Origin of the sequence: Kosakonia radicincitans DSM 16656, assembly GCF_000280495.2 — a bacterium.
Taxonomy (GTDB): Bacteria; Pseudomonadota; Gammaproteobacteria; order Enterobacterales; family Enterobacteriaceae; genus Kosakonia; species Kosakonia radicincitans.
Window position 1 is genome coordinate 152,730 of sequence record NZ_CP018017.1, and the last position, 21,696, is coordinate 174,425.

Genomic DNA, 21,696 nt, shown 5'->3' on the forward strand with positions numbered 1-21,696 from the left:
CACTATAATCACATGTTGAAATTTATTGTTACAGTGAGAATGAGGACGTTTTGCACCCAAAAATAAATAGCTTTTTCAACCGCAATTTGTGGGCATAAATGGTTTTTCTTAGCGTAAAAAAATAGCCGACTATGTCGGCTATTGTGACGATTCAACAGCTGGTGGTCAGAAAATGCACATCGAGGCGTATGCCGTCTTCTGGGAAACTTCAGTAGGGTTACGACCAATGAAAATACTACGGTTATTTTCTTTCTCGCTACGCATGAAGCGGTAGAGGTGGATGGCTACTCCATGAGCTTTCTGCACATCACGTCGGTGCAGCACAAGGTGCATTCTTTTTGGTGGTATGTGTGGGAAACGTTTCGCCAGAATTTGTCCAAGCACGTTAAGTGATTCACTGTTCTCGCGTAGCTGGTAAAGGTCTTCCACGATGAAAAAGATGTTATTCCCCCTGTCGAGTTCGTCAGGTACGGGGCACACTTTTAATCGGCACTCGATGACTTCACAACTCCAGTCACGATGAGGCAGAGACATGATGATGTTTTCTTTCTGCAAGACATTCGACATAAATCCCACCTCACGGTAAAAGCTGTATCAGTTTAACTCCCAAAACCCTTCGGCTGTGGGTTCTGCATTACGCACCGGCTCTCAGATTCCTTAAGGCTTTGATCCAGTATTATTCTTGAGAAATTTGAGTTCAGAACTACCCGGCTTCCCTTTTTGGGCCGTCTTGATAAATTCCCGCTCTTTGAAATACCACCGTTCAACAATTTGTGAAGATAGCGTATTGGATTCCAAGGCATAAGCCTGCAACTCCCTCCATGCAGCTATGTTATGCGGTTTGTATTTTGCCAGCTTAATATCCAGTTCTTCTTGCCAAGATCTGGCGCGTTTTGTAAAAACCTTTCGACCCAGCATTGGGAAAACCAAGAGCCCTGCTATATTGCCGACGAACTGTACAGACCAGTCAGAGGTTATGTAAAACCATATCCCGGCATTAACCGAAACCAGAACCAATAACCATGTTCCATACGCTCGCTGAAATGGAGGGAAGCAGTTATCTCGCCACATTCGAATACTTTTTCCAATGCTGTTCAGCAGGTTTTCGTTTGTTTTCATCAGTTATCTCTGTTCCTCTTCAGCATAGGCCGTTTGTATCAATTCAAACCTGTTCACCCTGACTACTTGAAGAACTATCTGATCGGTAATGCACCTAACCGGCGTAGTGCATCAGTAACCTCGTCTATGCCGAATAAAGACATTGGCGGGACTTTATCTCCAGAGATTGAGCAGGCTGTACACAATGCATTGTATGAGCTTACTCGTTCACGATGTAGAGACTGAAGGCTTACGATCAACAGATCTCGCTCTGGGCCCGTGGTAGCTCCTATAAGGTCAAATAAACTTTGTTTAACCACTTACGTAATCCTCCGTCAAAATCAGTCAAGAGTGCGCTCATTCTCCTCAGTTTCATTTTTTAATGAACGGAAAAGGTCGACAAATCAGGCGGTATTAAAGACACCATCGTCTTTTAGTCCCATCCGTGTGTATACATCATTAATATGCTTGTGAATATATTGAAGATCACTTGCCTGCTCATGCTGTCTGATACGGTCTTCATGGCGAGAATTGGATAACCGAATGCAACGTTCCCGTTGTTCAACAATGTACTCAGTACACTGGGTATGTTCAAACATGACCTCTCCCCATTGCCTGGCAGCGCGGAGATACAACCCTCTTTCTTCCAGGTCCCGGGCAAGTATCACCGATTTGGTCGCTGGTATCTGGTACATTTCTTCAGCGAGCAGGAACGCTGCTGCACATTTTCTTTGTCCCATATCTACCTCTACCCTTTGTATAGAGTCGACATCTGGGCAGAAGTGAATGAGATTAACTCTTCAACCTGCCATTCGCTGATACTCTCCTGGTGGATAACCGAGTCCAGAAGTGAGCAGAAGACCCGACCTTCACAGAAGGCATCGAATAAGGTTTGCCAGGCACCGGCGAATCGCCCGGCCAGTTTACTTCGCTGACGTTTACTGCGGCAGCGATGCAATTCTTGCTGAAACAAGGATTCGTTTTCCGCACTGCTTTTTTCATGCAGAGCATCCCATAACTGGTTGAACCGTGTTTCAGTACAATTTCTGGCCGTTACCATCGTCATAATATTTCCTTCAGAGGCGGTTAAGCCTGTATCAATGTTGCTATTTGATATCTATTTTCCACGTAATATTCAGGTGACGAAATCTCAGCTATAAATCGCTGATGGCTAATTAGTCTGACCCGCATTTCTCCCGGTTGTACGCCCCACCAGGTAGCACCCATTCTTTTGACATGTTAATGACGGGCAATGTATAGACCGGATTTACCGCTTGCAGCAGCGCTTCCTCATCCGTGATATTAATAGGAGAAATATTCTGGCTTAGATCCAGAACATTTATTCGTTTACGACTGATAGTGACCCCAAAGCGGTTTTCATAGTTGGCCATTGCGTGAATACGCTCGGGGAAATAATGTTTGATGGTTGCCCATATGCGAGCACTGTTGTATATACACGTTAAGCATGAACTGCGACCCCATCCAAGACGATACGGTACTGGGGCTGTAACACGATGTTTTGCTAAAATCTCCCAGACTTGTTCTTCAGACCATTCAAGTACTGGCCTCCAGGCATCAACTTGTCTTTTTTTGCAACTGCTGGTATGTGGCTCCAGTTGTAAGTAATTGAATCTATTAGAGCTTTCCGCTCTCCTTTCCCCCGTAATAAAAAGCACCTTTTTTCCGTCAAAGCGTCTCTGATTTGTGAGTGCTCGCCGACCAACATCAATTTTTAGTGCTGATGAGCACCAACGTGTTTTAAGGCTTGGTGATTGCTGAGGGAACCGAAGTCGCGTGGCGGGAGTGCTTCGCTGGATATCACGTTCCGCGATTATTAATCCATCTGGGGTTTCGATACATTGCGGGCGACTGTAGCCATTCTCTTTCAGCATCTCACCTTCCATTCCTCCCTGAAGCCAGGAGAACATCAACGGTATCTGAAATGTTGAAGCTATTTTGCGGTTGTAGTCGGCCATAAATGGCCAGTCCATTAAAGTACTTCCCTCGCGGCCATCAACATCGTGATGCCAGAGTTCCACCCTGGACAGATCGACCCCGATGTCAATTAAGTGGAGAAGGCAGGCTATGGAGTCTTTTCCGCCGCTAAGGCAAATGATTATCACGTCATAGCAAGATATGTCGATATCTGGAGCGTTCCTGTACGTTTGTCCTGATAGTGGCGTGGTGATGCCTGCTATGCTACTCAGTGCAGGAATAATAAAGTTATCGTCGATTAAATCACTCACTTGCCGCGCTCCTGCTCTGAAGTGAATTTGTCAGAATCGCAGCAAGTCTAGTCTCGCCTAATGATGAGGCCAGATCTGATAGCGCTAGTTTACCTGCTGCTTCCATACCAAGTGCCTTTACTCGACTGGTATCAAGAACTGCAATTCTTTGGCCTGTTGCCTTACAGACAAGCGCATATCGACATACGCTTAATGTGCGATGGATGATGAATGAGAACATTTGATTGTCGATTTGTGCGCTGAATTTGCAGATCACATTTACTTTATGCGTCAACCCATTCTGGATTATGATTGTTGCAACATCGTCTTTAGGCATATCTACCTCCGGCTTTTTACTAAGCCTAATACGACGCTAACAGCTGACGAAATTTGCTTACAGATATAACTTTCACTGCAAATATCGTGTTATGAGTGACTGATTACTGCTTTGGAGACAGAATGGATTTTTCTAAAACTACTGTAGTGAAACCCGGTTTAATTGGTGATAACAACGCGTATTGGGCGATGCACTTTTGCTCAATTATTGAAACCCTTTATGATAATAACCGGATGAAGGTACGTTTTAATTCCCCTCTCATGGGGAAACATACACCAACAATGAGAAACCTAGTTTCATTAGCTGGTGAAGGATATTTTTCTTTAATTAAAGATCAGTTCAGAAACTTCGGTCTACAAAATTTGCTCTGCCACTATCTGATGAGTTATGAAGGTAGAGAAGTCTTAAATACTATACTTATTAATTTGTCTGATTATCGCAATGTCGATATCCTCGCTAATATGAGCCAGTTTGGTGTATTCATTAGCTGCCGTGACTTTAGAAGTGGCACTAATTTTGCGGTAGAGCATAATCCTTATCTACTTGGCCATGAGAATGTCTTTTATAATTCAGTTTATAATAGCTTAAAGTTTGCAGATCTATGCATTCTTTTCCGTATGAGAACGAATCCTAACCAAGAATCAGCTACTTTGTTTGGCATTCTTGGAGAGGTCGAAGGAAACAATGGTCAGGACTTGAAGAGACCGGCCTTCTGGGGAAGGAAAGGTTTGTATTTGTCTTTTGGTATTGGAGTCAATCCTAAACCCAAGGGGGAAAAACGTTCTAATCAATTTCAGCTTAATGACTGTACTTGCCAGTGGGTAAACGCTGCTGATGGTTATAAATTTGTCGCTATTTTTGAGTCAGAACACCATCTTGTTACAGATTATCTCGATGCAATAGGTACTATTGAACACCTTAATAAATTTGGCCCCAACCATCCTTTTCTAACACATTATCCAGCTCGGCACATTCTAAACATTGTGAGAGATGGCTGGGATAAATCAGTTGATATATTGATTACTGAACTGCGACGTTATCTTGCGCCTAACGAATTAGCTTCGCTAGGAACAAATCCAGTAATACCCTTTATACCCTCATTCAAACATTAAAATAAATGGGGCTACGGCCCCATTTTTTACTCACGATATAAGATGTAATAACATTTTCTGACCTGCATACTGTTGTTCAGGTAACCACAAAGTGCTTCACGACCATCCTGACTACGACCTATCCATAGGCCAGCCAAGCGTTTATCTGGTTGCTCAGACAGTATGAAAATTTTGCTGTTAATAAGACCAATGAATGGGCGTTCTACTCCCTGGGGGACTACAAAATTCCCCAGCGGTTTGTAACTTTCCAGGTTCAATACGATCGCAGCTGTCTGGTCACTGGAATTGTCAGCATCGTCCTGTTGCTCGCTGGCAGCAGGTTGTTGGTAGTTTTGAGAAGGCTGCTGAGCATAGAAATCGTTCGGATCGATCGATTCTGCGCTGGTTATGAAGGGCAATAGTGCTAAAAGGCCAAAAACAGCTTTTTTCATATGTCCACCATAGGGTTATGCGTTTAAATATGATTAGGCTATCAGTACCAATGCTGTCAGGCTAAAAACAATGGGGACAAATTGAGGGCTTTTATGTTGTGTTTATTGCTATTTTTGTCCTGCAATAGCATCTATTTCACACAATACACAGTGACATTTAGCTGGTGGCTCAAGTCGTTCGAATTGCGTCAGATTATGCAGACGTAATCGAGGTATACGTCTGACAGCATGATGGCCACACGAAAGTTCAAGAAACCAGATTCGTCCGTTACGGCTCCCGTCCTGAACCTTTACGTTTACAACTTCTCTCCATATGCGAATCATGGCTAACCTTCTGCCGGGCTCGGTGGTTCATCGTTGTCCTGGGTAATTTTAACGTAATCACCCTGATTGATAACGATTACTTCATTAAGATGAGGGCTGTAACGTACCCTCTCTACTTCGTCGAGATAGTCCACATGTCTACGCGCCTTGTTATTCGAGAAGCCGAGCGCTTTCCCTATTGCGTGAACTGATGGCCCACGGCCACCATTTCTGTTCATGTATTTTTTGACATACGTGATGATTGCTTTCCTGTCACTGGTCATGTCCGGGAGTTCGGCAATGTCATCATGACCTTGTCCTTTCGCTACGCGCAGCGTCATAGACTTTCTTTCACCATCGATAATGATTCGTCCCTGGTCATGCAACTGCCGGATACGCCGGGAAACGAGCCCTTTTGAATACCCCAGAGAAGAACAGATCTGCTCGTAAGACGGTGCTGCACCCTGCTCTTTGATTTCTGTCACAATGAAATCAAAGAGCCTGTCCAGGTGGGCATTTGCTTTTGGGGCGTTCTGTGCTTTTCCAGAAACACTACCGGCGTTGTCTTCAGTCATATCCCTTCCGTCCAGTTGGTGGTTGTTAATTAATGCGGGCTATCGACGTTCTTCGTCGAACTGAGACTAAAAGGCACGACGTCCGCTTTTACATCAGTTAAGGAGTGATTACCGCAGAGTTGCCCTTTAACTTTAGTCAGGCCCACCAGCGCATCCTCAAGCAGTTCTGATTCCTGAGATGTCACATTACTACCCAGTTCCATACCGATTTTTTCGCCCGCGTCCTTGAGGATACTGATAGCACGATCGATAGATTCACTGTACATAATCGCCACCTTGTTCGTTTTGTTAACATAGCCAATTAGTGCGTGTTCAGCTATAGCTGAGTTGTTTTATCACCTGTTTATGCGGCCCTTTTTCTTGCCAGGCAGCGAGCTAAAACCCGTTCCCTGGCTTCATGCTGCTCATCGATACAAAGCTGAATTCCCAACCCCAGGATGTAACGCTCCTGAAGTTCTGCCGGATGGAGGAAATTGAGCGCGGTGAAACCAGCTGGCACGGAACCATATTTGGCCAGGCTGTCTTCGTAACGTCGCTGGGCTATTTCACAAATTAAGTTATATTGAGCAATAGCTGCCTCACGTCCAACTTGATTGAATATTTCAACCGCCAGGACTTCCGAACATGTCTGCATTTTTGTGACCTGCCCCCACGATTAGATACAACACTCAGTTAGTAACGTCGGAATCTTCATTCTCAGAATGCCCCTTTCTCCAGCCCGCTGCAAATTCAGACGGTGTCTGATAATTCAGCGTGGAGTGCGGGCGGCATTCGTTATAATCCTGCCGCCAGTCATTAATAATTTTCCTGGCATGAACGATATCGCTGAACCAGTGCTCATTCAAACATTCATCGCGAAATCGTCCGTTAAAGCTCTCAATAAATCCGTTCTGCGTTGGCTTGCCCGGCTGGATTAAGCGCAACTCAACACCATGCTCAAAGGCCCATTGATCCAGTGCACGGCAAGTGAACTCCGGCCCCTGGTCAGTTCTTATCGTCGCCGGATAGCCTCGAAACAGTGCAATGCTGTCCAGAATACGCGTGACCTGAACGCCTGAAATCCCAAAGGCAACAGTGACCGTCAGGCATTCCTTTGTGAAATCATCGACGCAGGTAAGACACTTGATCCTGCGACCGGTGGAAAGTGCGTCCATGACGAAATCCATCGACCAGGTCAGATTGGGCGCCGCCGGACGGAGCAGCGGCAGACGTTCTGTTGCCAGCCCTTTACGACGTCTTCTGCGTTTTACGCCCAGGCCACTGAGGTGATAAAGCCGGTACACACGCTTATGATTAACATGAAGCCCTTCACGGCGCAGCAACTGCCAAATACGACGGTAGCCAAAACGCCTGCGCTCCAGTGCCAGCCCAGTGATGCGCCCTGATAAATGCGCATCAGCAGCCGGACGGTGAGCCTCATAGCGGCAGGTCGACAGGGATAAACCTGTAAGCCTGCAGGCACGACGTTTCGACAGACCGGTCGCATCACACATCAACATCACGGCTTCCCGCTTCTGGTCTGTCGTCAGTACTTTCGCCCAAGAGCCACCTGAAGCGCCTCTTTATCCAGCATGGCTTCGGCAAGCAGCTTCTTGAGTCTGGCGTTCTCTTCCTCAAGCGACTTCAGGCGCTTAACTTCAGGCACCTCCATACCGCCATACTTCTTACGCCAGGTGTAAAACGTGGCATCGGAAATGGCATGCTTGCGGCAGAGTTCACGGGCGGGTACCCCAGCTTCGGCTTCGCGGAGAATACTGATGATCTGTTCGTCGGAAAAACGCTTCTTCATGGGGATGTCCTCATGTGGCTTATGAAGACATTACTAACATCGGGGTGTACTAATCAACGGGGAGCAGGTCATTTGCATCCGTTTTGTTTACCTGACATCAGTATCACCCCGATGTGCTGGCTAACGAAATTTACGGATAGATGAATGTAATGAGGGGAATAGAACGTAATGGAATGTTTATACTGAACCCAAATTATGGGGAGCTTGATAATCAAATGTGGAAGTCTGTTGAGAAGCAGACTTCCAGACTTGGTATTAACTGGTTTTCTGACTATTAAGCCAGCTGATTAGCTCATCTTGCGTGTCAAAAGACGCGACAAAGGTCTGCTCCTGATCAGGACGTTGTGCATCCCTTATCGCTCTGAATGGAGCTTCACCGCTATAGTAGAATATTGGCTCCGCACGGCGTTTGACCCATGCTGATTGCTCGCGCTCTGCGAGCTCGCAGGCTTCTTCGTAATTGTCCGCTACTCCCAGCACTGTCGAACGATCCCAAGCTCCTCCATTCAGGCATCGAACAGTGATTTTCCCGTCCGGGCAAGTAATGCCATATGGATGATCCCACCAGGCATCAAGCTGAGACTTTGAGCGCTTTTCATTAGGTGTATCGTCGAAGTTTTTAGGTAATACCGGATTAAGGGGTATGCAGTTTGGCACTTGGATTCTCCCTGTAGCCTGAATCTACAAATAGGCAGTAAGCAATGTTCGTCAGGTTAACATGTACCTCCTGTTAGGTAATTAAGTACTTCGTTCCATTTTCGATATTCGCGTTATCTGACTCATTTTCTCCGACTTCAGGAGATCTCCATGCTGCTACGTAAGCCATGTGAATCAGGCTTGTTTTTCGCCCCGCTTTGACCCCATTTCCATGATGTTCTCAAACCTCGCGCTGTTACAGTAGGACAACTGCTACTGACGAGGTGAATATGACCAGATACCTTGGATACTGCGCCCTTGCGCTCCTTACCGTCCTGCCGACCGCTTCGGTATATTCTGCTGTACAGAATGATACAATGGGCCTATACGCTCCCGATCCCAGCTACACACCTGACATCCAAAATTCAGCACCTGTAACGCCTTCTCCGGGGGATGACAGTCTGTACAGTGATGACGTACCCGATTCATCTACCGCTCCAGAAAGCACCATTACCCCCCTGAATAGCTTTGATGTTATGTCTTTTTCTATAGGGCCGGTAAGCCTGCGGATGACAGCTTCTGAAGCGATCACTGCTATCACTGACAAACTTGGCCAGTCTGCTGGTGAAGAAATTCAAAAGCGCTACAGTAACAACTCATTGAATAGTATTTTCTGGGGAGATGCTCACCAGGAGACGGTGGTCTATTTTATCCCCGATACGGCAGTTGACCCCATTGAGCCGGTGGCTTACAAAATCCGCTTTTCATTCAGCAACCCTGATCTCTTACTGAAGTCGGCGATCGAGAAATATGGAGAGCCTTCAGTCTCTGATGCCCAGAGAGGTCGTTATATCTGGTGCAAGGCACTGGCGGAGAAAACGAATAAGTGTGATGACAGTAAATCTGAGCTTACGCTGACAACGCGAGAAGTTGAAGACACTGGCATCCTGACTCTCAGCGACCCAACGGTCTCATTTGATGCCTCGCGGACTGCAACGGCCACCCCGGATAAAGACCAGGCTGCGACTGAAGATAACCAGGGGCCATTGCCACAGCTCTGAAGTCGTCCGTCGCTGTCCAGCATCCTTTTGCAGGATTACTAAACCGACTGAATTCGTCAGCCGGTTTTTTTATCTGAATTTTACATTAGCGTCTGAAAGTACGCTTTCCAAACGGGCTTATCTCTTTGACGTGAAAACCCGCATTAGTCAGCATCCTGGCCATGACAACTGATGCAGGAAGACAGGATGCCTCCACTTTATGGCCGGGAGTAGCATCCAGAATACTTTGCAACATGGAGCGCCCAAATCCTTTTTGTCTTTGACTCCTGGTAACACCAAACATCCTGATTTCCAGATGTGAAGCAAGTCCATTTGCACCATTTTTGCCCGTCAGTAGGGCAAAACCTATCGCTGCGCCATTATGTTGAGCATCAAAGACAAACAAGAAATCGGCGCAATTCTCTCCCCGTTCCCGCCTGGCAATGGCTTCTGAGATCTGACTTTCGAACTGAGACAGTCCGTCATCATCATCAAAGTTAAAATACCCATCCCGCATACCGTCGCGAATCACCGCTATGATAAAGGGAACATCCTGTTTGGTTCCAAAGCGCATTTCAGGGGCAGATAACACCGTCATCAGTTTGTCTCTCGTAACCGTTATTATTCCATCAATTTGATTACATGGAGGTAAAGAGGTCAATAGAAATGAACGGGGTATTTCGCTGATGACCATTTGATCGGTGTTAGTGGTTTCAGTAGCAGAGCCAGGAGGTATATAAGGCCAGCAAAAATGCCAGCCTTTTTCATTTAAACCGGTTTTCTTATGATTCTCTTGATCGGCATTCCTGCCTTATCAAAATATCGGGTTGGCCATATTTCTTGAGGTTCTTCACCAATTGCATTAGCGATGATGATCTCGCCTCTAGGCCAGTCACGTGTCAGTGCATTTGCCAGAGTGCTGCTTGAAAGACCGTTAGCCCTACTCAGTGAGGCAAGTGACAAACCTTTCTTATGTAGCGCAGCTATGATGTCTGCCTTATGCCAGTCCTGTTTTTCCATCTCCATTTCCTTTGGTGGTGAATCGGAACATGGTTTGCAGTACCAGCTAATGACGACTGGCGAGCCGTAAGGCTCCCACGCCCCGACCCACCATTGACAAAAAACAGGCGAGCGAGTGCGAACCGTTCAAGTACATGAACGGCGTGTCATTAGTCGGGGCTGCAAATCCCCACTCTTACGATTTAGTAAGGGCTACAACAGTTTACAGCATTTAAAGGGTGTATCAGAAGTGTTAATGCCGTAAGTTTGCGAGTCGGTTTGAAATTCAGATAATAACTATGCTTAATGGCCTGTTCAGGAAAGCACTTCGATGCTGTTCATATAGCCAAAGCCGAATATCCGCTTTCTGCCGATCCCGAAAGCGTATGCCTGTTCAAGTGCGCCGACATCTTCAATCACGCATTCAGCATCGTACTGGCTCATCGGTACAATGATCTTGTGGGATGTACGGCCAACGCTCCCGGGCTTAATAATATGGAACTTGGTGCTTCGAACGATACGTAACCGTCCACAGATCACTCCGGCCCGTTCCAGGTGATAGTGGATATAATCCGGGAGTTCATGGGCAGGTGGACAAATCTCTCTTTTCCGGCCTCCAGCTTCCTCGCGTCGAATAGTGGCCAGCGAGCCGCAGATTCGAATTTTCTGGCCAGACACAAACATGATTTCCTTCATGACTTCGCCAGGGAGCCCGAGTGCAACAGCCGTTCTCAGAACAACCTGGGTGTCGGAGGCACTTTGTTTGCGAGAGTAGAAGGTGTATGGGAGTCGCGACCCAGAACGTTCCTGGACTACCTTATCCAGTTGCTGGTGGATCCCATACACGTCACCTGGGGCGATTCTGAACCTGAGCGCACATTCAAAGTATTTCACGCCACATTCCTTGCTGAACATAATGAATTTTCAATATTAGTTTCAGGGTATGGCATGGACGGCGAGTGACGAAATTATGAGGGGGGAATACGGCCAGTCCTTTGGCCGGTGTGGTCAGAGAATCATTTCGATACTTTCGCCGTGGAATATACCGATCACATCTGTCTTGAGGCGGTTACTCCTCGGCTTTACTTCATTGGCCACGAACTCTGGCAATGGCCGAATTTTCACGTGCTCATCCTGAATGATAATGAACGGCATAGATGAAGCGGCAGAAAGACGCAGTATCTGGTCGGGGTGTTCAGGATCAGCCATCGCGATGTTTGCAGCTGGATGCACTTTAACCGGACGGCGTAAGCGAAGCTTTTCTTCCGGTACACGCGCAATAGCCTTAATCAACGAGTTGAGTCTGACTGATTTATCTTCATCTTCCTCGATGTCCTTGCCCATCTTCTGGAGCAACTCGATTTTGTTAACCCTGCTAAAAAGCGTCTTTTGCCTCCAGCCGAAACTGACCAGATTGACGTTAGCATTATCAAACATACGCAGCTGCCGATAGAGATGCAGGGTCATGACACCAGGGCAGGCGCTATGCAGCGCGTTGAAGCGCATGTATTCCGGTCGGCGATCACCACCGTAGTTTTCGATGATGTGGCGTTGAATGCTCTCTTTATGCTGGTTGATGGATGTCACCAAACGGGTAACCAGCTGAGAGAATTCCGCATCTGTATTGTCGTACCATAATACGCCGGTAGTGCGCCGAGCGGACTTCTGCGAATAGCCATCCCTGATATGCAGGTCAGCGTATGCCGCGCAGGCAGCATGGACAGCATCGTGTCCCTGTTTCAGCTCAGGCATGATGTGTTCGATGGCCATATCTTCTTCGCCATCAGCAACGGCTGGCAGGACGCAGACACTCGCCTTGAGCGGAAGCCGGGAACCCAGCACTCCACGAAGTTGTGTGATCTCGCTCTCCAGCGTCTGGAAAGTTGTTGAGATATTCATTTCTATCCCCGAAAAAGGGCTCTAAACTCCCTCCGCTGCACGGAGGACTGTATGTACATACATACTCATAACAAGCGAAACCGAGTATATCAAGTTCGTTTTGTTTACAGACGAATTTTATCGATGACGAATGAAGTTTTCACTGCTGATTAGCCAATCCTGACGCGAGGGATTTCATTAATGTTAGTGAGATAGGATGGTGACAATAACTCCCGCCGCATCGTCCAGTCTTTGTCGATGCCCTGGCCCGCAAACCATAATTTCCCCCGACCTGACCGGTTAATTCTATCCATCACGCCCATCAACGCTTCACCATTGGCAAAGAGTCGGTTCTCACCAAACAAATCGAGCTGGCTGGTGGCGCTATCATAAAAGTCAGATAGCATCACTCCGGCTTTATGGTATCGGTATCCCTCCTGCCAGATATGCCGGAGCCCTGCGACCGCAGCCGCAATGATTTCCCGGGTATCGGCGGTGGGGTTTTCCAGCTTGACTGTCTGCTGGCCACTGTAAGGGGCCGTTTTCGAATAGTAACTTGTGCCAATAAAAACCGTTATGCAGCGACAGTATTGCTTCTCTTCGCGCAGCTTCTCGCCTGCACGTTCGGCATACTCACACACCGCCTGGTGCATTGCTTCGTAGTGCTCTATTTTCTGGCCGAATGAACGCGAGCTGATGATCTGCTGCTTAACCTTCCTCACCTCTTCCAGGGCTATGCAGGACTCGCCATTCAATTCGCGCTGCGTTCGCTCCAGTACGACTCCAAATGTGTTACGGATAAGCGATGTTGGCGCATTGGCCAGATCGAGAGCAGTCCTGATGCCCATGCTGTTCAGTCTGGTGGCATATCTCCGGCCCACCCCCCAGACATCGCTTACGTCAATATATGGCAATAATTTACGTTGTCTTTCTGGACTGCTGAGATCAACCACTCCGCCTGTTTTAGTCCATGTTTTTGCAGCTTTATTTGCTAGTTTTGCCAAAGTTTTAGTTGTCGATATGCCCACCCCCACGGGTATATGGGTGCTCTTTAATACGGTTTTCTTTATTTCTCTTCCATAGTCATCAAAATTATAATTTTTCTGCATTCCTTCAAACGAAAGGAAAACTTCATCAATACTGTAGACCTCAGTATTACTGGAGAATTTAAATAATGTCTCACACACCCTACGGGAGATCTCCGCGTACAAGGCATAGTTAGAACTGAAAACATGTACACCGTTAGCTTCAAAGAATGCTTTCTTCTGGAAGTACACGTCACCATTCTGGATACCTAATTTTTTAGCTTCCGCTGAACGTGCCACGACCATGCCATCATTGTTCGAAAGGCATACAATTGGCTTGTTCACCAGATCGGGCCGAAAGACTCTCTCGCAGGAGGCGTAAAATGAGTTGCAATCCACCAGGCAGAACATCACAAGGCCTTGTACACGATGAAGGTCACCACGCCAAAAATGGCCAGTTCTTCGCCTTCTTTCAGATAGATCGGTGACATCCGGCTATTCATTGGCAGTAGCGCGGGAGCCGGGCTTAGCTGCAACCGCTTAATGGTGAAATCACCATCAACGGTCGCAATCACAATATCCCCCTCTTTCGCCTCAAGTGAGCTATCCACGATGACCAGATCGCCTTCGTGAATACGTGCCTCTACCATCGATGAACCTGTTACTCGTAAGAAGTAGGTTGCAGATGGATGTTTGATGAGGTGAGTATTTAGATCAATAAATTCATCAACATAATCGGAAGCGACTGAAGGGAAACCTGCGCTGACAGGCTCAACGAACAACGGGAATTGGCCTGGTGATTGTTGTGTCACTGGGATAAGTTTCATAATGCTCTGCTCTTCGTGGTGCTGTATATCCATACAGTATTATAGACAGGAGCCAGGAATTTTCGCACCTCCTTTTCCGAAAGTTATTTTCCGCTATCACTCTTCAGGTTTTTCTTATCACTTGTCCAGAAGTGGGTAACTGCACATAACAAATTGCAACCATATGATTCCTCAGTTCATTTTCAGAATTTACTCGTGCTTACTTCGTATACAATTCGGAATTTATCCGTACATTTTATAAGGAGTAATAACGATGAAGCAGTTTACAAATGAAGCAACTCAACAAATGCTGGCCGACTTTGACAAATCCCCTTTCTCTGACGCTGATCTGGCCGCAATGGATGTGGATGCTCGACAAATTATTGAGCAGAACGCTGAAAGGGATCGCCAACACCCGGTAACAGCAATCTGGCGTGTTGCGGTCGAGGGAAGCCTGACTGCGCGAGGTGGTGTCGTAACCGCTGTTGATAGCGCCAGGGTTATGGATCTAGGCAACGGTCAAATGGTCAAAATCGCAGTGGAGGGTGATGCAGTCACTTATACCGATGGTTCATCTGCACGGATTGTTTCAAGCGCTGGCCAGAAAGCTACACACTTCGAGAAAGGGCTCGCGCTGGTGGGCAGCGTACTGGATAACGGGGATGAAATTGTCTCGACCCCGCAGGACAGATTAGTGCTGTTATCGCGCAAAGGTATGGCTGAAGCCCCCGACTTTCTGGCAATACCCGGAGGCGTGACTCATGGGGTATCGAACTAACAATTATGGCCGGGGCCAGGCGCTCCACGGAGATAAAACCACCACAGGCGCGACCGTCCTTACTTGGGGTCAGTTTGGATATCGAAAATTATTGTACTATAAGGGCTTCCCCGGCATGTCAACGCCGGTGTTTACGGTTTCTGTCTGCACTATAGTAAAAAAATAAAGGGGAGAGACTGCGGTACTATAAACGGTCATGATGAATCGTCATCGATTCGGACCCTGATGAAAGACGCTCGTGAGGCTCTAGTTCGTTAGTCGGGTACACTTGCCCTGTACAATAAGCAGATATACCTCACGGGGTCTAACCCTTTATCATCAACGAGTTGCAGAACAGATGGTCATACAGCTTTGTACTTTAGCTGGCTGAGTACAACCTGAAATCATCACCGTAATGCAATGATGCCCAGCACAGTCTTGCATTTTTGGCAGCGATGGCAACAACAGCGCGCCAGTATCCTCTGCGTTCGACCAGTGAGCAGACCCAACGACTGAATAAATCAGTCCTTTTCTCCGCCCCGATCAGTACCGAGCGGGCACCCTGAACCAGAAGTGTTCTCAGATACGAATCGCCAGCTTTCGTTATCCTGCCAAGCTTCGACTTTCCGCCGCTGCTGTACTGCGATGGTGTCAGTCCCAGCCAGGCTGCCAGCTGGCGCCCATTCTTAAAATCATGTGCATTACCGATACTGGCGACCAGCGCACAGGCCGTTGTGGGGCCAACGCCCTTCAATTCCATCAGCCGCTGACTGCGATGATCTGTTTTGGCCATGCGGGACAAAATTCGGTCATATTCAGCGATGTTATCTTCAATGCGAGCAACGTGCTCCAGCAAATCATCAACACATTGCTGAACCTGAAGTGGTAAAGAATTCTTCTGCTCAAAAACTATGTGGCGCAGGGCATCTGTACTTTGTGGGGCGATAACGCCGAATTCAGATATCAACCCCCGGAGACGATTATATGTTGCTGTTTTCTCTTCGATAAAACCCTGTCGGGTACGATGCAGACACTGCATTGCCTGCTGGCTCTCATCCTTAACCGGCACAAACCGCATATGTGGGCGACGAACCGCCTCGCAGATAGCCTGAGCATCAGCTGCATCATTTTTCCCTGATTTACCAGCCATGCGGTAAGGCGATACAAATTTAGCGGCCATCAGACGCGGCTCATGACCATACTGCCGAAACAGTCTTGCCCAGTAATGAGCCCCGGAGCACGCCTCCATCCCGATAACACAGGGCGGCAAACCAGCAATCAGCCCGGGAAGAGCTGCGCGGGTTACTCTGGATTTAACCAGAACGGTTTTGCCATTCTGGTCAACGCAATGAACAGCGAACACATTTTTAGCAAGATCGATACCGACAGTAGTAATGGTCATAACGAATCCCTCCGGGGTTGTGTTTACCCCATGATTGCACAAGAGTTAATCAGGCGCATAATCAGGGGAAGTCCCTTCCATTCGTTAAGGCTATTTTTTGACCTTTCGACTTTAGCGGGTCTCAACCGACGAAACTTACCGGAAGCCGGTATCCGGTTGCTTTTCCAGATATAATCGCCTGTCAGATTGATATGCTCCCAGCCTAGCGGGGACAAATGCGACAGCAATTGATCGTTGATCTTCACCCCTTTACGCTTCAGGGCATCGACCGCTCTTTCCATATAGACGGTATTCCACAGCGAGATAGCTGCCGTCAGCAGCGTCAGTCCACTGGCGCGATAGCTCTGATTTTCCGGTTTACGATCCCTGATTTCACCCAGACGGTGCAGGAATACCGCGCGCGCCAGCGCGTTACGGGCTTCTCCTTTATTCAGTCCCGCCTGGACCCGCCGACGAAGTGCCGGATCGCGGAACCAGTCGATCATAAACAGCGTTCGTTCAATACGGCCAATTTCTCTCAGTGCTTTGGCAAGTCCATTTTGCTTTGAGTAGCTGGCAAGCTTTTTCAGCATCAGGGATGCCGTCACTGTTCCCTGCTTTATCGAGGTTGCCAGACGCAACACTTCACGCCAGTGAATTTCGATCTCTTTCAGGTTCAGGCTGGTCGTTGATATCAGTGACTGAAGCGCCGGGTACTGGTCTGCTTTCCCTTTGATAAACAGCTTCTTGTCATGGAGATCCCTGATTCGCGGACAGAACGCAAATCCCAGCAGATGCATCAGGGCAAAGACATGATCGGTGAAACCCGCGGTATCGGTGTAATGCTCCCTGATTTTCAGGTCACTTTCGTGGTACAGCAAGCCATCGAGAACATGGGTTGAATCCCTGACCCGACTTATTATGCAGGTGTAAAACGGGCTGTATTGATCCGAAATATGGGTATAAAACTGTCGTCCGGGCTCCTGCCCATATTTCGGGTTAACCTGTCCTGCGTAGCGGCCAGTGCTGCCTGTTCTGAAATTCTGTCCATCTGATGATGATGTTGTCCCGTCTCCCCAGAATGCCGCCAGCGGCCTTTTCCCCTGCGCGTTTACCAGTTCTGCAAGGGCGGCTGAATAGGTTTCGTCGCGGATGTACCATGCCTGAATATCTTCAAGTGATGATTTGGTACTCCCGGGGCAGGCTTCTGCCATTTTTGTCAGGCCAAGATTGATGCCATCCGCAAGAATGGTGGTGAGAAGCAGGCGGGTATCGGGACGGGTAATGTCATTTTTTATATGCGAAAAATGTCGGGTAAACGTCGTCCAGCCGTTTACCTCATCGAGAATTTCCGTGATTTTAGGGCGCGGTAGCATGCTGTAAACCAGCTCTGCCAGCGGTGAAACCTGCGCCGGTACGCAGTTATCCAGCGGAGAGACTTTTACGCCCCTGTCGGAAATTTCCACATCGGGCAGTTCACCAAGGGCTGCCATGGCATTGACCTCTTCAAGTCTGGACTGAAGCAGGGTCATACGGCTGGTAATGTACTCATGGTAATCAGCAGATACGGGCAGTGGCAGCGCCGGAGTGAGTTTGTCAAAGTCCTTTTCGGGAATGAGGTAATCATCAAAATTTTTGTAGCGCCGTGAGCCTTTAACCCAGATGTCCCCGGAGCGCAACGCTCCCTTAAGCTCGCTGAGCGCACAAAATTCATAATACTGCCGATCAATACCCGCAGGTGTAATCACCACCCTGTGCCAGCTTTCAGGGACAAACTCAAGCGGCGCAGTCGCCGGAACTTTACGTGAGTGCTTCAGGTACATATCCTTGATCACAACCAGCGCATCAGCCAGAGGTTGCGCTGCCGGGGTTGCGACTAACTGTAAAGTGGATAACATGCGTGGGGCATATTTCCGTAATATGCTGTATTTCTCGGTAATAATATGCAGCGGGTCAAAATTATTTTTTCTGGCGAGATGGCGTGTTTCCTCCAGACTGGCGACAAATTCAGGCCATGGGAGTATATTTTCTATTGCGAGCCATGGATCGTCACCGGAATCGCGGGCATCAGACAGCGCCTGACCGACATCGATGTACTGCCTCAGTTTTGACTGGATCAGCTTTCCGGTCTGCTGAAGGCGCTCTGCCTGTGTTCTTTTGGCTTTGCTGAAAAGGCTGTTCAGCATTCGCTCATGCAACTCAATCACTTCGTCTGTCAGTGTGGCTCTGGCTTCTTCCAGCACGCACACCAGGATCGCATGACGCCGGGTTGCTGAAAATCGGGTCAAATCACGGCTACTCATCTTCCGGCCTTCCCGCGCCAGTTTCAGCAACCGGTTCTGGTGAATGGTACGATCTATACCTTCCGGTAATGCCAGCGATTCAACGCTGCTGAGCCGATCAAGATGTTGCAGCACGTTCTTACCATTGATTTTACCCGGCGGTTGCAGAAGCCATGTCAGCCTGGAAGACTGATTATCCGATGACTCAAGTAAACGATCCAGGGCATCCCTGTGAGCCGGAGTTAACGGGGCATTCAGAGTCTGAAATACGATTTTATCGGCACTGTTGCAAAGTTAGCGATGAGGCAGCCTTTTGTCTTATTCAAAGGCCTTACATTTCAAAAACTCTGCTTACCAGGCGCAATTCGCCCAGGGGATCACCATAATAAAATGCTGAGGCCTGGCCTTTGCGTAGTGCACGCATCACCTCAATACCTTTGATGGTGGCGTAAGCCGTCTTCATGGATTTAAATCCCAGCGTGGCGTCGATTATCCGTTTCAGTTTGCCATGATCGCATTCAATCACGTTGTTCCGGTACTTAATCTGTCGGTGTTCAACGTCAGACGGGCACCGGCCTTCGCGTTTGAGCAGAGCAAGCGCGCGACCATAGGCGGGCGCTTTATCCGTGTTGATGAATCGCGGGATCTGCCACTTCTTCACGTTGTTGAGGATTTTACCCAGAAACCGGTATGCAGCTTTGCTGTTACGACGGGAGGAGAGATAAAAATCGACAGTGCGGCCCCGGCTGTCGACGGCCCGGTACAGATACGCCCAGCGGCCATTGACCTTCACGTAGGTTTCATCCATGTGCCACGGGCAAAGATCGGAAGGGTTACGCCAGTACCAGCGCAGCCGTTTTTCCATTTCAGGCGCATAACGCTGAACCCAGCGGTAAATCGTGGAGTGATCGACATTCACTCCGCGTTCAGCCAGCATCTCCTGCAGCTCACGGTAACTGATGCCGTATTTGCAGTACCAGCGTACGGCCCACAGAATGATGTCACGCTGAAAATGCCGGCCTTTGAATGGGTTCATGTGCAGCTCCATCAGCAAAAGGGGATGATAAGTTTATCACCACCGACTATTTGCAACAGTGCCGAATTAAGGAAGGGTATCTTGCTGATATTCTTTTGATTGAAGGAAATCCCTTATCAGATATTCGTGTGTTGCAGGATCCAGACAAGATCGCACTGGTTATGAAGGATGGTGTTATCTATAAAAACAACATTGCTGCAATTTCTGATAGTAAAAAATACCAGCCCAGGTTAAGTCGTAAGAGAATTGAAAAAGAACTGCACCACTGATGATTGTAGGGCTATGAGCAAAAAGACTCATGGCCCTGTGTACTATAATGCCTAGACACTAAGCGAAAAGTATTCAACGCCAGATTGAGCAATCATTTCGTTCTGCTTCGAAGTCCCTCCTGTCCCCCTTCCCACAGTGTCTTCATCAAAAAAATGATAACCCAGGCTCCCTGGAGACTAAAACAATGTAGTGCTTACAACGTCCGTTGATGGCACAAAGCAGACGTTAAAGCCTACAGCATCGGGAAACTTCCGGATGCCGCGTCAGCGGCATGGAGGCGCCAGATGAGATTACATGAGTCTGTGGAGTCAAATGGCGCCGAAAGCCCGGCGTAGCCGGTTACCGGGCTATAAATTCTGCCATCCGACCCCCTGCCCTGATTAGCCTTAACCCGCTAACAGCAATGAAGAGTCAAAGTAATCCCTTTTTAACCCCGGTGAGCGGGCTTTACGGCGTTTACGACGTAAAGGGCGTGATTTCCGGGGCCTTGGCGGCGGCAGCTTGCTGCTGACGCTTAGGGGGATGTTCATAAAAAATTTCAGCGACACCAGGGAACTTAACACGGTAGCTGCAAAGCCATACCCGCTCAAAACACCTCAGACGCCTCTGTACGCGGTCGGAGTGGCGTTAGCCGCAGTCGGGGCGTATCTCCGCGTTAGCGGGCCGCAGGGCCGCTTACGAGCGTGTACCAGACAACTGACCGCAGCTCCACCCACAGCGATGAAGAAGAGTAATTTCGCGTTCACGCTCGTTCAGCTTTTCCAGCAGGGCACGGTTCAGCGCCTCCTGTTCGGCAAGGAGACGTTTCAGTTCATCGATATCGTCAGGAAGTAAGCTGTTCATACCGGGTATATTACCAGGCTCATTCAGCGTCGACCAGGATAAAGAGGCCTACAACATAGTCAGTGACGTAAGCAGTCTTTTAGGCTGCCGCCAGTCGATACCTTCAAGGAGCATCGCCAGCTGTGCCGGTGTGAGGAACACTTTGCCATCCCGGGCTGACGGCCAGGCGAAGCGGCCGCGCTCCAGCCGTTTGGTCAGCAGACACAGTCCATCGCCGGTAGACCAGAGGAGCTTTACCTGACTGCCATTACGCCCACGGAAGATAAAAACGTGACCTGACATCGGATCGTCTTTCAGCGTCGTCTGCACCTTTGCCGCCAGGCCGTTGAAGCCGTTTCTCATATCGGTGATGCCAGCGACCAGCCAGATCTTTGTCCCTGATGGTAATGGGATCAACGTTTGAGCTCCCGTATCAGCAGGTTCAGGATATTTTCGCTGATGGCACCATTCAGACGGAGTGATCCGTGCCGGAACGTCACTTCACAGCTGATATTGAGTGATTCAGGTGCCGCAGCAGCTACAGGTTGTGACCGGGGGGAGGTTGCAGGAACAACATCTTCGGCATCAAGTGTTATCGGGAGCAGCTCAGGCACGTTGTTTTCTGTTGTTGAAGGAGGACGTAGTTTTCCTTCGCGCCAGTACTGGCGCCACTTGAACAGCAAATTATCGTTGATCCCATGCTCACGAGCGAGTTGCGCTACGGAGATCTCTGGTCGATGCGAGAGTTCAACCATTTTGATTTTGAACTCAACGGGATAATTAGGGCTTTTTTTACGCACTACGGTTAATGATTTCATGGATAGCGTCCACCATATTTGGTGTCCACTATCCTCTCAGGAATATCAGGATCTGCCAGACGGTGCTGAGACGACG

Annotated in this window: 26 protein-coding genes and 2 pseudogenes; 4 read left to right on the plus strand and 24 right to left on the minus strand. The window is 48.4% G+C overall.

Features of this window, described 5'->3' with window-relative positions:
- Positions 1–165 precede the first annotated feature (165 nt).
- The 6 genes from Y71_RS28960 to Y71_RS28990 all read right to left on the minus strand — a co-directional run bounded on the left by Y71_RS28960 (position 166) and on the right by Y71_RS28990 (position 3,660).
- A complete protein-coding gene (locus Y71_RS28960) occupies positions 166–567 on the minus strand; it encodes a hypothetical protein (protein ID WP_020996135.1) in 402 nt (133 codons plus the stop codon).
- A gap of 90 nt (positions 568–657) precedes the next feature.
- Positions 658–1,119, minus strand: a complete 462-nt coding sequence (locus Y71_RS28965; RefSeq protein WP_009653863.1) for a hypothetical protein — start codon at positions 1,117–1,119, stop codon at positions 658–660.
- Positions 1,120–1,502: 383 nt separating this feature from the next.
- Positions 1,503–1,838 carry a PerC family transcriptional regulator gene (locus Y71_RS28975; RefSeq protein ID WP_008786801.1) on the minus strand — a complete coding sequence of 112 codons (336 nt, stop codon included), beginning with the start codon at positions 1,836–1,838 and terminating at the stop codon, positions 1,503–1,505.
- Between the two features lie 8 nt (positions 1,839–1,846).
- On the minus strand, positions 1,847–2,164 hold the full coding sequence (locus tag Y71_RS28980; RefSeq protein WP_020996134.1) for a hypothetical protein: 318 nt from the start codon (positions 2,162–2,164) through the stop codon (positions 1,847–1,849).
- Between the two features lie 109 nt (positions 2,165–2,273).
- Positions 2,274–3,344: a phosphoadenosine phosphosulfate reductase domain-containing protein gene (locus tag Y71_RS28985; RefSeq protein ID WP_007372151.1), complete on the minus strand. Its 1,071-nt coding sequence runs from the start codon at positions 3,342–3,344 to the stop codon at positions 2,274–2,276.
- Positions 3,337–3,660, minus strand: coding sequence for a hypothetical protein (locus Y71_RS28990; RefSeq protein WP_020996132.1), 324 nt, complete (start codon positions 3,658–3,660; stop codon positions 3,337–3,339). The genes Y71_RS28985 and Y71_RS28990 overlap by 8 nt, the downstream gene beginning before the upstream one ends.
- 122 nt (positions 3,661–3,782) lie before the next feature.
- Here Y71_RS28990 and Y71_RS28995 point away from each other — a divergent pair, with 122 nt between their 5' ends.
- Entirely contained in the window at positions 3,783–4,772 is a 990-nt protein-coding gene (locus Y71_RS28995; RefSeq protein ID WP_007372150.1) for a hypothetical protein, read from the plus strand.
- 26 nt (positions 4,773–4,798) lie between these two features.
- Here Y71_RS28995 and Y71_RS29000 read toward each other — a convergent pair whose 3' ends face one another.
- The 6 genes from Y71_RS29000 to Y71_RS29030 form a co-directional block, all read right to left on the minus strand.
- Positions 4,799–5,203 carry a hypothetical protein gene (locus tag Y71_RS29000; protein WP_008786799.1) on the minus strand — a complete coding sequence of 135 codons (405 nt, stop codon included), beginning with the start codon at positions 5,201–5,203 and terminating at the stop codon, positions 4,799–4,801.
- A gap of 326 nt (positions 5,204–5,529) precedes the next feature.
- Positions 5,530–6,081: a LexA family transcriptional regulator gene (locus Y71_RS29005; RefSeq protein WP_007372149.1), complete on the minus strand. Its 552-nt coding sequence runs from the start codon at positions 6,079–6,081 to the stop codon at positions 5,530–5,532.
- Positions 6,082–6,110: 29 nt separating this feature from the next.
- Complete coding sequence (locus Y71_RS29010; protein ID WP_007372148.1) at positions 6,111–6,347, minus strand: hypothetical protein; 237 nt, start codon at positions 6,345–6,347, stop codon at positions 6,111–6,113.
- A 77-nt stretch (positions 6,348–6,424) separates the two neighbouring features.
- Entirely contained in the window at positions 6,425–6,715 is a 291-nt protein-coding gene (locus Y71_RS29015; protein ID WP_007372147.1) for a hypothetical protein, read from the minus strand.
- Positions 6,716–6,749: 34 nt separating this feature from the next.
- Positions 6,750–7,870 (minus strand): IS3-like element ISSen4 family transposase gene (locus tag Y71_RS29020; protein ID WP_107224802.1). Its coding sequence is split into 2 segments (ribosomal slippage): positions 6,750–7,612 and positions 7,612–7,870, totalling 1,122 coding nucleotides; the frame shifts between segments, so codons are not numbered across the junction.
- A gap of 255 nt (positions 7,871–8,125) precedes the next feature.
- The gene (locus Y71_RS29030; RefSeq protein WP_008786797.1) at positions 8,126–8,527 is read right to left on the minus strand and encodes a hypothetical protein; all 402 of its coding nucleotides are present in this window, start codon (positions 8,525–8,527) and stop codon (positions 8,126–8,128) included.
- Positions 8,528–8,883: 356 nt separating this feature from the next.
- On the opposite strand from Y71_RS29030, the gene Y71_RS30880 reads away from it, so the two are divergent.
- Positions 8,884–9,567: a hypothetical protein gene (locus Y71_RS30880; RefSeq protein WP_008786796.1), complete on the plus strand. Its 684-nt coding sequence runs from the start codon at positions 8,884–8,886 to the stop codon at positions 9,565–9,567.
- 85 nt (positions 9,568–9,652) lie between these two features.
- On the opposite strand, the gene Y71_RS29040 is transcribed toward Y71_RS30880, so the two are convergent.
- The 6 genes from Y71_RS29040 to umuD all read right to left on the minus strand — a co-directional run bounded on the left by Y71_RS29040 (position 9,653) and on the right by umuD (position 14,275).
- Entirely contained in the window at positions 9,653–10,144 is a 492-nt protein-coding gene (locus Y71_RS29040; protein WP_000217395.1) for a GNAT family N-acetyltransferase, read from the minus strand.
- Positions 10,145–10,314: 170 nt separating this feature from the next.
- The gene (locus tag Y71_RS29045) at positions 10,315–10,572 is read right to left on the minus strand and encodes a helix-turn-helix domain-containing protein (protein WP_001333498.1); all 258 of its coding nucleotides are present in this window, start codon (positions 10,570–10,572) and stop codon (positions 10,315–10,317) included.
- A gap of 288 nt (positions 10,573–10,860) precedes the next feature.
- Positions 10,861–11,241, minus strand: coding sequence for a type I-E CRISPR-associated protein Cas6/Cse3/CasE (locus Y71_RS29050; RefSeq protein WP_127649377.1), 381 nt, complete (start codon positions 11,239–11,241; stop codon positions 10,861–10,863).
- A 312-nt stretch (positions 11,242–11,553) separates the two neighbouring features.
- Positions 11,554–12,444 (minus strand): DNA replication terminus site-binding protein, encoded by an 891-nt coding sequence (locus Y71_RS29055; protein ID WP_007372144.1) that lies wholly within the window; start codon positions 12,442–12,444, stop codon positions 11,554–11,556.
- Positions 12,445–12,593: 149 nt separating this feature from the next.
- Entirely contained in the window at positions 12,594–13,859 is a 1,266-nt protein-coding gene (gene umuC, locus Y71_RS29060) for a translesion error-prone DNA polymerase V subunit UmuC (protein WP_009652912.1), read from the minus strand.
- Positions 13,859–14,275, minus strand: a complete 417-nt coding sequence (gene umuD, locus Y71_RS29065; RefSeq protein ID WP_008786793.1) for a translesion error-prone DNA polymerase V autoproteolytic subunit — start codon at positions 14,273–14,275, stop codon at positions 13,859–13,861. The genes umuC and umuD overlap by 1 nt, the downstream gene beginning before the upstream one ends.
- A 253-nt stretch (positions 14,276–14,528) precedes the next feature.
- Here umuD and Y71_RS29070 point away from each other — a divergent pair, with 253 nt between their 5' ends.
- Entirely contained in the window at positions 14,529–15,032 is a 504-nt protein-coding gene (locus Y71_RS29070) for a hypothetical protein (protein ID WP_007372141.1), read from the plus strand.
- 358 nt (positions 15,033–15,390) lie between these two features.
- On the opposite strand, the gene Y71_RS29080 is transcribed toward Y71_RS29070, so the two are convergent.
- From Y71_RS29080 to Y71_RS29095, 3 genes and pseudogenes are all read right to left on the minus strand, one after another.
- Complete coding sequence (locus tag Y71_RS29080) at positions 15,391–16,413, minus strand: IS110 family RNA-guided transposase (RefSeq protein WP_001567660.1); 1,023 nt, start codon at positions 16,411–16,413, stop codon at positions 15,391–15,393.
- A gap of 23 nt (positions 16,414–16,436) precedes the next feature.
- A pseudogene (locus Y71_RS29085) lies at positions 16,437–18,953 on the minus strand (Tn3 family transposase); the annotation flags it as partial.
- Between the two features lie 52 nt (positions 18,954–19,005).
- Complete coding sequence (locus tag Y71_RS29095; protein WP_081120970.1) at positions 19,006–19,710, minus strand: IS6-like element IS26 family transposase; 705 nt, start codon at positions 19,708–19,710, stop codon at positions 19,006–19,008.
- Here Y71_RS29095 and Y71_RS30555 point away from each other — a divergent pair.
- Positions 19,701–19,979, plus strand: coding sequence for a hypothetical protein (locus Y71_RS30555; protein WP_007372136.1), 279 nt, complete (start codon positions 19,701–19,703; stop codon positions 19,977–19,979). The two genes, Y71_RS29095 and Y71_RS30555, sit on opposite strands and share 10 nt — an antisense overlap.
- A gap of 733 nt (positions 19,980–20,712) precedes the next feature.
- Here the strand turns inward: Y71_RS30555 and Y71_RS30495 are convergent.
- The 3 genes and pseudogenes from Y71_RS30495 to tnpA all read right to left on the minus strand — a co-directional run.
- Positions 20,713–20,823, minus strand: a pseudogene (locus tag Y71_RS30495) (hypothetical protein); the annotation flags it as partial.
- A gap of 48 nt (positions 20,824–20,871) precedes the next feature.
- Complete coding sequence (tnpB, locus tag Y71_RS29110) at positions 20,872–21,219, minus strand: IS66 family insertion sequence element accessory protein TnpB (RefSeq protein WP_000612626.1); 348 nt, start codon at positions 21,217–21,219, stop codon at positions 20,872–20,874.
- Positions 21,216–21,620: an IS66-like element accessory protein TnpA gene (gene tnpA, locus Y71_RS29115; protein WP_007372134.1), complete on the minus strand. Its 405-nt coding sequence runs from the start codon at positions 21,618–21,620 to the stop codon at positions 21,216–21,218. The genes tnpB and tnpA overlap by 4 nt, the downstream gene beginning before the upstream one ends.
- Positions 21,621–21,696: the final 76 nt, after the last annotated feature.